General features: G+C 35.7%; 10 protein-coding genes. All 10 read right to left on the bottom strand.

The genetic code is table 11. The features are described 5' to 3' along the window. Positions 1 to 11: 11 nt before the first annotated feature. The 10 genes from G586_RS0102285 to G586_RS0102235 all read right to left on the bottom strand — a co-directional run bounded on the left by G586_RS0102285 (position 12) and on the right by G586_RS0102235 (position 12,509). The gene (locus G586_RS0102285) at positions 12 to 1,661 is read right to left on the bottom strand and encodes a leucine-rich repeat protein (protein ID WP_026526392.1); all 1,650 of its coding nucleotides are present in this window, start codon (positions 1,659 to 1,661) and stop codon (positions 12 to 14) included. Positions 1,662 to 1,760: 99 nt separating this feature from the next. Next, positions 1,761 to 2,432 (bottom strand): DNA/RNA nuclease SfsA, encoded by a 672-nt coding sequence (sfsA, locus tag G586_RS0102280; protein WP_026526391.1) that lies wholly within the window; start codon positions 2,430 to 2,432, stop codon positions 1,761 to 1,763. Positions 2,433 to 2,438: 6 nt separating this feature from the next. Next, a complete protein-coding gene (locus G586_RS0102275; RefSeq protein ID WP_026526390.1) occupies positions 2,439 to 4,580 on the bottom strand; it encodes a DUF7309 domain-containing protein in 2,142 nt (713 codons plus the stop codon). A gap of 240 nt (positions 4,581 to 4,820) precedes the next feature. Beyond that, the gene (locus G586_RS0102265) at positions 4,821 to 5,609 is read right to left on the bottom strand and encodes a Fic family protein (protein WP_196811531.1); all 789 of its coding nucleotides are present in this window, start codon (positions 5,607 to 5,609) and stop codon (positions 4,821 to 4,823) included. A 177-nt stretch (positions 5,610 to 5,786) separates the two neighbouring features. After that, positions 5,787 to 6,644: an FAD-binding protein gene (locus tag G586_RS0102260; RefSeq protein ID WP_155834006.1), complete on the bottom strand. Its 858-nt coding sequence runs from the start codon at positions 6,642 to 6,644 to the stop codon at positions 5,787 to 5,789. Beyond that, the gene (locus tag G586_RS0102255; RefSeq protein WP_081674120.1) at positions 6,641 to 8,071 is read right to left on the bottom strand and encodes a lipopolysaccharide biosynthesis protein; all 1,431 of its coding nucleotides are present in this window, start codon (positions 8,069 to 8,071) and stop codon (positions 6,641 to 6,643) included. The genes G586_RS0102260 and G586_RS0102255 overlap by 4 nt, the downstream gene beginning before the upstream one ends. After that, positions 8,056 to 8,874: a hypothetical protein gene (locus G586_RS0102250; protein WP_026526386.1), complete on the bottom strand. Its 819-nt coding sequence runs from the start codon at positions 8,872 to 8,874 to the stop codon at positions 8,056 to 8,058. The genes G586_RS0102255 and G586_RS0102250 overlap by 16 nt, the downstream gene beginning before the upstream one ends. Continuing rightward, the gene (locus G586_RS0102245; RefSeq protein WP_026526385.1) at positions 8,871 to 10,184 is read right to left on the bottom strand and encodes a glycosyltransferase family 1 protein; all 1,314 of its coding nucleotides are present in this window, start codon (positions 10,182 to 10,184) and stop codon (positions 8,871 to 8,873) included. The genes G586_RS0102250 and G586_RS0102245 overlap by 4 nt, the downstream gene beginning before the upstream one ends. Before the next feature lie 15 nt (positions 10,185 to 10,199). After that, positions 10,200 to 11,264 (bottom strand): polysaccharide pyruvyl transferase family protein, encoded by a 1,065-nt coding sequence (locus G586_RS0102240; RefSeq protein WP_026526384.1) that lies wholly within the window; start codon positions 11,262 to 11,264, stop codon positions 10,200 to 10,202. A 9-nt stretch (positions 11,265 to 11,273) separates the two neighbouring features. Then, entirely contained in the window at positions 11,274 to 12,509 is a 1,236-nt protein-coding gene (locus G586_RS0102235; RefSeq protein ID WP_026526383.1) for a hypothetical protein, read from the bottom strand. Positions 12,510 to 12,539: the final 30 nt, after the last annotated feature.

Below are 12,539 nucleotides of genomic sequence, written 5' to 3'. Positions count from 1 at the left end.
TTTTGTTCCTATTACTTCTTTTTAAAATTAGTGTACTTCATGCCGGCCTTCTTTAATTTCTTGACCAGCTTATTATATGCGCTCTTATTCTTCGCTTTGATGATACATTTTCCGTAGTACGCAGCATCTTTGAATGCATTTTTGCCAATTGTTTTCTGCTTTGATGCGTTAAGTTTTACTGTCTGAAGATTAAAGCATCTGTAAAAAGCGTTCGCCCCAATTTTAGTTATCTCGGATTTTGACAGATCAAGCTTTTTTAAACTGCAAAGACCGGCAAATGCATATTTTCCAATTGAAGTTACCTTATATTTTTTGCCGGAAACTGTGATATATTTGGGTGCCGTATAAGATGTAATATTGGTGGTGCAGCCAATTACCTCTGCATTCTGTCCCTTAATAGTATAACCAATATGATTTATAACGACGGTATCGTCATCATCCTGAATCTCGTCAAGCCCGGAGGAACTATCGACACCATCAGAATTATTACCATTCTGATTTCCGCTGCTTGAATTTCTGGAAATAGTAAATGACCGTGACATAGTGCCTCTATAGTTGCCTATTCCCGTGATAGTAGCCATTCCGTATCCAACACTTGTGTTATTACTCAATGCAACGGTATAGTCAACTCCTTCAGTCAAAGTTCTTCCATCACAGGTAAGAGTGATAACCGGAACGATAGGGTTTCCTGTATACTGATATGAAGTCCTATCAAAAGTCATAGAAGCACCAAATAATGAACGAGCTGATACCCTGACCGTTATGCTGGCGGTCGTTCCAAGTGAGGATGTAGCTGACAGCGTAGTTGTTCCCACATTATTTGCTACGAGTCTATTACCTGATATGGAAGCTATAGAAGTATCCGATGATGTAACCGCTGAAGCAGGTATTTTAACTATCGGCGGCTCAATTGATGTTACTGCAGCTGTTATGCACTCCTTAATTCCGGAAAGATCATAGGAATCGCCAAAGGTCAGATTTATTCTGTTATAGCCCTCTTCGTCAGAAATAAATAATCTTATGTATGAATTGTCTACTTCCACCGGAACAGTAGAAGGCCCATCAAGAGCAGCGGTTGCTGCAGCAGTTGTAGTTTTTCCCAAAAACTCCTGAACCCAGAAATGGCAGCCATCACGTTCAACATGCCCAATTCCAATAGCTGCAAAATTACTGCTCAGCATATTCCTGCGGTGTCCCTGTCCGTCATAATCCTCGTTCTCTTCAAGCCACATATTGAAGGCCTCCAAGGTATCGATGTCATATGATCCGCACAGAATATTCTCACCCCACCAAGAATTAAGTCCTGCAGGGTAAGCAGTACTGCAAAGAGTGCCATCAGGTCTCTCATGTCCATACCTCACCGAAATCTCCATGGCTCTCTGCATGGCAATTTTCTCAAGAGTGTAGTCATATTGAAGTGCACTCCTCACACCAATATTAACCTTATTGTTATTCTCATCATACTCCCAGGCATTACCGCTTGTGCGAAGCTGATTAATCGTAGCAAGCATATTCCTGGCTGACGTTTGAAGGTAGTTACCTGTTACCTGATAAGTCGTCGTGCCTGCTGCTTGAGCACTGATATTATAATTACAAAAAATTGAAACTGAAAGAAATAGAATTAGAAATTTGTTAATTATTAGATTTTTTCCCCGATTCAAAACTGACCTCCATAACATAAAAAAAGCACCTTTATTACTATACAATAAGGTGCTTTAAGAAAAAGTACAAGATAATAAAATGAAAATGCTTCGGTAAATTTAAGCCTGCAAAAATTCACAGCCTGCAATCTCGATTCCATCTTCTGAAATTTTGCAGGTATAAAACAGCACCCTGACTCCTGCTGCTATGGCTTCATCAAACGCCTTTGCAAACTCAGGGTCTGTCGCTGTGTTGGGTCTTACTTCATGTATGCCCTCGCCCTGGATCACAAACGCAACCGCAGCATTATAGCCTTTTGCTACTGAAGCGGCAAGCTCCCTAAGGTGCTTTGCTCCACGCTCTGTAGGTGCATCCGGAAAATATCCAATACCATCTACGAAAAGTGTGCAGCCTTTGACTTCCATCAAATACTTTTCGCCATCTTTTTCCATATAAAAATCGATCCGTGAGTCACCGAATTTGAATTCCGGCTTCACAAGGTCATACTTATTATTCTTAAGAAGCCACTCCTTCACCACTGCATTTGGTGCCTGGGAATCAATATTGATGATTCTGCCGTTCTTCTCCACTGCCACCAGATCATACGGCGTCTTCCTCTCCGGATTGGATGCTTTCTCAAGGAAAACCTTGCACCCGGGAATCAGAAGCTCCTTGCACCTTCCGGTGTTCTTCACATGAACAGAAAGTTCATCGCCATTAAGATTTACTTTCGCAATGAACCTGTTGGGACGGGATATGAAAATTGCCGGGGTGATGGATTGGTATTTCATGTTACTCTATTTCCTTATGATCTTTTCCATTGCTTTTAAAGGACACAGCACAAGCTGAATCTCATACTTACTGGTTCTCCATTTAACATCAAGCATGCCCTTTTCAATCAGCCCTATTACTGTTTCCGAAGTAAAGGAGCACTCATCAGGAAATTCACAGTCATCATTTTTTATAAGTTGCAGACAAGTCTTAAGCAGTTTCTTCTCTTTATCATTCACAAATGTAGCCATCTCCTGAGGTTTACGTATAAACCTGTCCGTAATAATGTCCACCAGTGTTTCTTTCTTCGCACCGCTATTCACCAGAAGGCCCAATGTTTCCACCATATTCTCAAGAGTCTTCTTACTACATGTAGATACTACGTCTTTGGTTCTATCTGCCCATTCAGAGGTAATTACTACGCCAATCTCTTCAAGAGTATCCTCGTCATATTCGCCCTCACCGAATGCATCCAAAACTCTTTGAATTTTCTGCTTTTGAGTAGTCAGCTTTTCCTCTTTTAATGATAATGGACCAAACTCACCCTGCATTAAATAATCAGCAAGCTTTTGGTTTGTATATTCCATAAAATCATCTTTGGATTTTGATGCAGCAGCAATAGCCTCCTCCATGTCTATTCCCAGTACGTCCAACATTTTCTGGACATCCTTATCATTTTCCGGGTCGTTTACATACTCATAGGACTCATCAACTACTCCGGTCTCCCCTACCGCAAGCTCAATGCCACATACCTTACACACATCGGCTACCATAGACAAAATCATGTAATCCTTCACTACAAGTGTTTTGGGTTTCCCATAATTCATTACTGCATTAGCCAAAAGGCTACAAGCTTCCTCTTCCTTTATCAAATGAGGCTCAACTATGGAATGCGCTATAATCTGCTCATTCTTCCTTGATGCAAGCATAATGGTCGCGGGCATCAACATTTTCGAATAGTTTTCATCTTCTACAAAACTACCCATTGGCTGCATATCCAGCTCCCATGTCTCATTATTCTTTTTTGACTTCTTCATTTTTTTGGTATTGTTATCCAACACCAAAAGCGGCGTACTAAAAAGTTGTTCCTTTTCAGGCAACTTCTTTACTCCGAATTCAAACTCCGCACCCTTAAGCTCATATGAAAAAATAGTAAAATTATCCCTGATTTCGTTTATGTTTTCCTTACACTTATCAAGTGTTTCCAATAAAAGTCTCAAAAACTCCGTACAGATTCTGACTTCTTTTCCATCAAGGATATATGGTGCAAAACCTGCTGAATACTTTTCAAAATAGATATAGGAATTCTTCCCTCTAAACTTAAGCCCCAGGTTCTTTATTAACTCTTCCTGTTCCGGCGGCACTTCATCTTTATTGTCGAGCCACATATTTATGCTGTTTTGATCCAGCATCAAATGAGAATCATCCAGCTTATAGTGATCCGTCAGAACCATTTTTCGCATCTGCTTATAACCTTCATCTCCAAGATATAGCGAAAAACCATACTCCATCCCGCCATTACCAAGAATGATGAAATCTCCGAAAACTTCCTCATCGAATCGAACCTCGACAACATCCGAGTTCATAAGATATGTCCATGGCTTTTTCTTTTTAAATTCTGCAGCCAGTTCATATAACTGCTTCCATTCCTCTAAGGTAGCCTCTTCTCTTTCCCCCGCAGGATAATCCCCATTTTCATCACAATCGATTATTCTATAGTATTCATCATAAAAACTACCCTCTGCATAATCCTCTTCATAATCCTCTTCATACCAGTCTTCATCAGGGTACTGCTCTACTTCCCCTTTACTGTCTATGACTTTTGCAGGAATAAACCCTTTTTCATCAATTTCATCCTTTACCTTTATACGAAAAATCCAGTCATCACCATAGTCATAATTAAGCCTGAAAACAGATCCCTTCTTTATTCCTGTTGAATAAATCTTCACATTTGTTTTCTTTCCACTCCCAAACTCCGACTTCATTTTTTCATATATCACACCATTTATATCAAAATCATAGAGGTGATCATCGTCAAAATTAATAGAATTAAGTATCGCTATGCAGAGGTCATCAAGTGTTGAAGATCCGCCAATTTCAATTGTTCTCTTTACCCCATCAACAAAGTAAGCTCCCCCGATGAGATCTATTTCAAAAATAAATTTCATTAGTTTTTTCTCTCTCCCAAATTATTTTTTAACTCCTCATATGTTTCCTTTAAAGAATTCCTTGGGACTATATTCTACCCCTTTTTCTTAAGAATCTGCTTATATAATTCTGCTGCTATTTTCTCCAAATCCTCTCTGCTGGCATCACTTAATTTTCTTCTTAGATCCTGAATTTTCATATGTAATCACACTCGATTTATTTGAGTTTAACTGTTTCAAAACGGGAAACATTACACGTTTCTAAATGCAGATAAATTCCTCCCCTCTTAGATTTCTCCTCGTCCAGGTCTTCACAGACTGTTCCTTTAAAAACTGCACAAATCCATCAATTTTATCTGTATGATCAAAAACCTCCAATGCCATATAATATGTTTCCTTATCTTCATCAAATATAATTACAGGCGGAAGATTATTAATCATAAGGATGTAGTTAAGAAGAGTCCTTCCAACTCGTCCGTTTCCATCAGCAAAAGCATGTATCCTCTCAAAACTACAATGAAACCACGCAGCTGCCTTCAGAATTTTCTCAGGATTATCAAGCTTCTGATCATTAAACTCATCGCATATATAACGCACTTCTTCTGGAACATCCTCAGGCAAAACTCCCACAGATAATCCAACTCCATAATAATTCTTCTTGTAGGTCCCGGGTCTTTCACCCTTTTGCCATCTGCTTTCGTCATAGCAACCATGACAGAGTTTCTCTTGAATACTCAGTATCAGTTTTTCTGAAATTATCTCTTTCGAAACAATCTTGTCCTTCAAATACTCATAACAAACTCTTTGATTCTCAGCCTCAAACAGCGCCCGAAGATCACCGGTATAACCGATTACTTTACCATTCTCAAATATCTCTCTTGTTTGATGGATAGTCAGCTCCGAACCCTCAATCCTATTAGAATTGTAAGCAAATAAAACCCTGAAATTGCCAAGCATTACATCAAGGTCAGCGGTAGAATCTATTTTCTTTTCTTTCCATCTTGTAAGGATGTCGTTATAGGTGAAATGCATAGTTTTTGAAGTCCTCATGTAATGGAATGCGGTTATTTTCATATTTCACTGACCATTTTATCACTAATCTTAACTCACAGTCCCTGATACTAAATTTTTACTAAATGGCATTGACTAGATTGGATTGTATCGCGCATGTTATCTGACCTCAAATCTTTTCCCTCTGCCATATCTGTGGGATACTTTTTATATGTGTTACTTCCAAATAATAACCTCCAAACAACAAGGTTTTAATAATGCCCTATGTAAAAGTCTAGCTCTCCTTATTAGCTTTTCTGCCTCTTTAAATGTTCCTCCGCCTTCATTACATAGCCAATTTTCGGTCTTATATGAAAAATGGACTCTTTTTTTTACAAGCTGCAAAACCTTTATTATTTTCATAATTCTCATATTGCAACAGCTAAACACACTTCCAAAATTAGCAGCTGAATTATCTTGATACAGGCGGCAATATTCTAATCTTTTTTCTCGCAGCATCAACGACTGATTTTCCATTTGCTTTCTAAAATGAAATGTAACAGCAGTTACTATGTAATTCTTTTTGTTCTTAAAAACTGAATTTCTATGAGAGAAGTCACAATCTTCTTTAGATAAATCTTTAAGCACCCCATCTCTTATGCACTCAACAGATAGGATAAAATCACTTATCGAGTTTCCTTCCTCTGCACTGCCTCCTGCATTCATTACAGTCGCTCCCCCAACGAATCCCGGAACAGAAATAAGATATTCTATTCCACCATATCCTGCTTTATTGATCGTCCTAATCAATTCTTGAAGCCTAACCGAAGCGCCGACTTTATAGCACCCCGCACCTAAATCCTCGATTTTTTTATTGAATTCACTTAATGATATAACCGTTTCAAATGTTCTATCAGATGCCAGAATATTGGATCCACCGCCAATACAATATTTTGCTTTTCCTTCTTTAATTAGTTGTATTAGCTCTTCAACATTTTCAGGAAAATACATTTCGTTAACTCTCCCACCTATTTTGATGGTAGTATACATGCTTAGTAATACATCATTTAGAACCTTCATTCTTAAGCCTTTCAAGTTTTTATAATACCAATATATTGTTTTATCATCACTCCCCCAAAAACAATTATCATTGCTAAAAGAAATACTCTTATCAATAGAATCGGGTAAATTGCAGGAGATACAATTACCATAAAAATAAGAATAACTGATAATTCAATCAACCTCTTAATATCATATATTTCTGTAATTCTCACTCTTTCCTTACAAAGTTTATATGCCAAAAAGAAATGTACTACTGCATAACATCCATATGATACTAACGTTGTATAAGCCGCTGCGACAGAACCATATTTAGGGATAAATAATGCATTAAGAAGAATATTTAAAAATGCCACACAAAAAGAACCCAGCATTATTGCCACTGTCTTTTCATAATACATTTCTATTTGAACAAAAAATGTATATATAAACATGAATGCAATTCCTGCTACCGCAGGTGCAACAATATACACTGCATCACTATAACTGGGCGGTGCAAATAGTTTTACCACTTCAGGGGCAATCAGCATCACACCAATTACGCCGCTATAAACAATCATAACCATGCAATTAAACACTTCTTTTGTTCTTTTCAACTCCATATTATCCAATTTTTTATATAACCATGGGACAAATGCATTATTTACGCTAGTAGTAAGTATTACCACTATCATAGCAATACTATACCCCAAACTATAAACACCTGCTTGAGATTGTCCCAAATAGTGCTGGATCATAAATACATCACTTTTATTTAAAATATGATTTGCTAATCCCTGCGGTATCAATGGTAAATTGAACATTACTGCATACTTAACCATAGGACTATCATATCTAAAGAATCTCATATTTTTGAAAAATAAAAAGCCATAAATTACGAAAGAAACTAAACAATGCGCCATTATTCTAGCTTCGCCTTTATTCGTTGCAGTAACCACAGCTATTATGCTTACAATAGTATTTACTAATAAATAAACTATTGTTAATAACGCTATACTTTTGTATGAATACTCGTATCTTTTTTTAGCCGACCAAATGTCAAATGCTGGAGTCACAAAAATGAGCCCCATCATGCCAAGCATCTCCATAGTGTTAAGCTCAACAGCAGCATTTATGCTCTTCCTAAAAATTATATAAATTCCAAGCGTAAAAAAAGCACATACAGTGCTTATACACTGTATGTTTGAAATATACAGATTCTGCCTTTCCTTGAATTTGCTAAGCCCTCTCGTTGCAAGAACTGCATCTACTTTCATCGTTGCAATTATAACAAGTACTCCAAAGACGGAATTAAAAACAGAGAACTCTCCATACTGTTCCGTCGTCATCAGTCTGGTAAATATTGGAACAGTAACCATCGAAAAAGCTTTCTGTAAAAATGCACATAACGTAAACCAAAATGTTGCTTTAATAGGAGTTGGGCTATTTTTATATGCTTTTATAATCCTCACTTTAAGTTCCAATCCTTTATTAGGCCAAATTCATCTTTTACTTTTATATATCCTTGCTCTAGCAAGTCTTCCTCATTTAGCCCCTCCAATTTTTTTTGTAACAATCCGTATTTCTTTATCGCTATTCTACCGTTTTCACTATAGTTCGATTCGGAGTTTTTTAGTTTATTACTATAATCTTTGCGTATACCTGTCATGTGTCTCATACTTACCATATTCATATAATAGAACTTATGTATTAGGGGGACAAATGGAACAACCCTAAATGGATCAACCTTTACAGGCATATTATTCACCCTACCAATGGCTATAACACGAGTGAAAAAATGGAGTCTAAAGATAAAACCTACACAATAATCTCTCGCATCAATTTCTCTGTATATTGGAGACACCCTATAATCATAAATAGAGCAGACACTATGAGTAATCTTATTTTTATAGATGAATTCTTTAGCAGCAATAAACTCATCTTTGCGATAGAACTCATCTGAATCCATAAGCATAAAATGAGTACAATTAGCTTTAATCAAGTCCTTGATTCCAAGGTTTACCTTATCGCGATGTAATTTTCTAATATTCTTTGGCGCGTCTAGAACATCAAACTTAAATTCAATTAAATTATCGATAATTTTATCCTGAACAAGTTCTCTAAGTATTATTTCTAAATCAGAAGAAGTTGGATTTCCTGTCCATGAAAATCTCTGCCAAACAACAGTGATATAATCTACGCAGTCCTTTATACTTAGTATTGACTGCCTCAATAACTCTTCTCCATTAAAGACATTATATGTAATCCCCAATTTATACTTTTTCATTTGTCCTCCCTCTTTTTCTTTGCCAAATCACTAAAGTGTTTAGCAAAATATAGATATTTTGCCAGCTTAGAGGATAGTATTTCTGCCATACTGTCCTCTCGTGAGAACGTTGAATTAAAGGGGGATTCCGATAACAATTCCAAATATTCATCATTATCAGCATAAAGCATCGGTATTTCTCGTTGAGACATATAATATTTCTTTAGACTATCTGCAACTTTTGGGTAATCACTAAAGAAGTAATATAGACTTTTATAATCAGGATTCAAAACTATTCCGTTTCGATTTGTCAAAACTTGATTACAAATATTCCCACTTATACTGCTTGTCACAACAAAGACATCTGCAGCCAAACACTCATAATAAACATAGCTGTATGTTTCTGGCCACCCCGAAAATAGCAATGCAACGTTTATTTTATTTTCTTTGAGAGCTTTTATCATTGCTTCATTACCATCACGCTTAATTGATACCGGAATATGTTTTATATATTTCCTCTCAACATTGCAGTTGCCAAGGTGATAAAATTCATAATTTGAATCTTTACCCATATCGTGAAGCGAATCAACCAGTTTTATCCACTCATTCCATCCTTTGATTTTTTGAGGATTTCCTACGTACGCAACTCGTATTGTATCCAAATACGCTCCGTCACCAGCAACTAATCTTTTTTTTTCGTTGACTTTCTGCAGAGGTACTACTTTAATACTTCTTATATCAAACGATGTATATGCTGTATGCCAAATATTTGCGGCACTTTCAGACGGTGCAACGACCATAAATTGTTTATTATTTGAAAGCATCTTTTTAACTTTTTTTTGCAATTGCTTTCCAGAATCATAATATACACATTCATTACATTTTTCCTGATAAATTGCTGCATTTCCGCAATAATAATCATCATTAAAACAAAGATTAAATTGAGTACAGCAAGATGAAAAATCATTAACGAATATAATAATTCTGCTGAACCCATTGAGAATCATTTCAAGATCCTCTAAATTGATTCCATGGAAATTATGAATTATCAAACCATCACATATATTTCCGTCATTGATATTATTTAAATACCTAATAACACCGCGAACAGTCGTCACTGAAACAAGTTTAGCATTATGAATTATTCCCCATCCATAAATCTGACATTCCAAAATCTGCTTCTGTATAGGAAAAAGTATTATCGTTTCTACTCCTTTGGCACGCATATTTCTTTCCTGCGATATAATTACTCTTTCGCTTCCTGCCACTTCTATATAAGGATTTCTAAAATGCACCATGATAATAAAATGCCTTTTTGAATTATTATTCATAATGCACCCCCCTAATTATTGGCAACTTATATTTTTTAGCAAAAATCGTTTGGATTCCTCAACAAATGCATCAACCATTCGATAATCGAGCTCAGAAAAATCCACATCATATATTCCACTATTATCAGTAAGATTCCATCTTGATAGTAAGTCAATTGTTCTCTCTGGTGATTTATTATTGGGTTTATGAACCATTTTTTTCCTAAATATTGAGCAAAAAGATACAGCATGAAAAGAATTCGTGAATACACATTCAGCATTATCTATCAAATATAAGAATTCTTTAGGTCCAATTCCAATAAGTAATTCAACGCCTGGAATCTTTATATCTAGAGTCGGATGTATACATACAAGCTTTATAGCCTCATTACCCGAATACTTTTTTGCCAATTCTATAAGCTTATCATCATACTCAAGAAGGTATAGCAACACAAATCGATTAATCCCAGGAACCGAGCATTCAAATTTCTTCCACCAGTTTACATCATTAAGAAATACTGGATCACAAGAAACAAAAACACTTTTATGAGTTACTTCAGAAATAATCTCTCTACTGCTTTGCTCCCTTACTGAGAGCGCTGCAAATTCTCTTAAGCATTTTCCCATTTTATCGATATCCTCTGTTGAGATTGTGCTTCTCCCTAGGCTTGCAGCAAAAGAAATCTTTATAGCATTTGTACTCTCGCCAAAATAGAAAAAATCCTTATAAGTCAGATCCACGTTCCAGATCTGATCACTTCCATATAGAACAATGTCAAAACTATCAATCAAGTCTATAAATCTTTTTTTCTCTCTAACCTCAGCTGTTTTTTCTGAAATCATCGTTTTTAACTTAAACTCTTCGAAGGCTCTATACTGCTGGTATTTTGGAAAAAAATGTAAAAGATTAATAATTCTTCTTTTAAACCTCATTCCAGGAGTAAATGGGTTTATACTATATTGTATTCTAAATTTCTCTGGATAATACGGAACTATTGTAGCATTCAATCCTTCGTTCTTTAAATACTCTTGTAGTGCCATTGCCTGAAGCATTGCTCCATAATTATGTGCAAAATAAAACGTCATGATTCCTATTTTCATAGCTAATTGTCAGCTTTCCTTATTACTCATTTCATTTGTTTTTCCAAGTTCTTTATTAAAATTTACAATATAACTTATTCCTGCCAGCATGATTACGAAATTCGATAACTCGTATATCATTGGGCGCTGATACATGCTGACCATAATACAAATCAAATATAATTTAGCTCTATAATTTAATCTAATTCTATGCCAAATCGCCCCAAATAATGGTACGTATAAAAAGCAAACACCCATGACACCATAATCCAAAATATTATCTTTTATAGATAAAACACCTTTTATCCTGTCCGAATAACCACCCCCCATTCCAAAGAGCAAATTTTCTGATTGTAAGAACGACTTAAAAACAGCATCAAATTGAGCAGTTGTCCTATTGTCTCCAATCAAACGCCCTTCCGAAAAAACCATTCTTGACAATATATAATCAACTGATCTGATTCCTGTATGAGCTTGGGGTAGTACAAAAAAATACAGTAAGGCTACTACAACAAATATAGTCTTTTGTTTATATGTCTTAACATATCTTCCTAAATAATAAATTGCTATTATAAATACAAACGCCAATGAAAAAGTCAGAATGCCTGCTATAGTGAATAACCAGTTCGTCTTTTTCTTTAGATTTAAATCATCAGCACATAAATAAAAAGCTAGAAATGTTCCCATCCATCCTGGTTCATTAAACAGTCCACATAGCCTAGTATATAATGGATTTTTCACCAGAAAAGATATTTTGTAATTAATATAGTACATGTTATCATAAGCAGCGTAGTAATGCACTTTCGAAAAACCTTTTCCGATTCCAACGAAATACATGACAAAGCAGACAATCCCCACTATCGATATTACTATCATCAAATATTTGCTCAGTATAAATACCTTTGTACAAATATTGTCATTTTGTATAGCAAAAAGAGAAGCTAGTATTGCAAAAGAGGTACCTCCAATAATAGCTCCGTTGTAAGTCCACGTCCTAACATATATTAAATAAACAAACGGCCATAAGCAGATAATCAACTTACTAATAGAAAGCTTTAATTTCCCATAATAACCACAAAAAATCGCAACAATGCCGCCTAATAAAAAGAATAAACCTCTCACTATTATTCTAAAGTTTTCAGTACCTAGCGTTGATCCCATAGTGGCAGGGGCATAAATTGCAAAGAAAAATGCTATGAAATAGCAATAGGAAATCATTCTTTCATAAATATTTAGTTTTAATGTCATTTCCTTATACATAAACATAATTATTTCCTAATTGCTTTATTACTCTTC

Source organism: Butyrivibrio sp. VCD2006, assembly GCF_000423925.1.
In the GTDB taxonomy this organism is placed as follows: domain Bacteria; phylum Bacillota; class Clostridia; order Lachnospirales; family Lachnospiraceae; genus Butyrivibrio.
The sequence above is the reverse complement of the archived record's forward strand: the minus strand, read 5'-3'. Positions and strand labels throughout refer to the sequence as shown.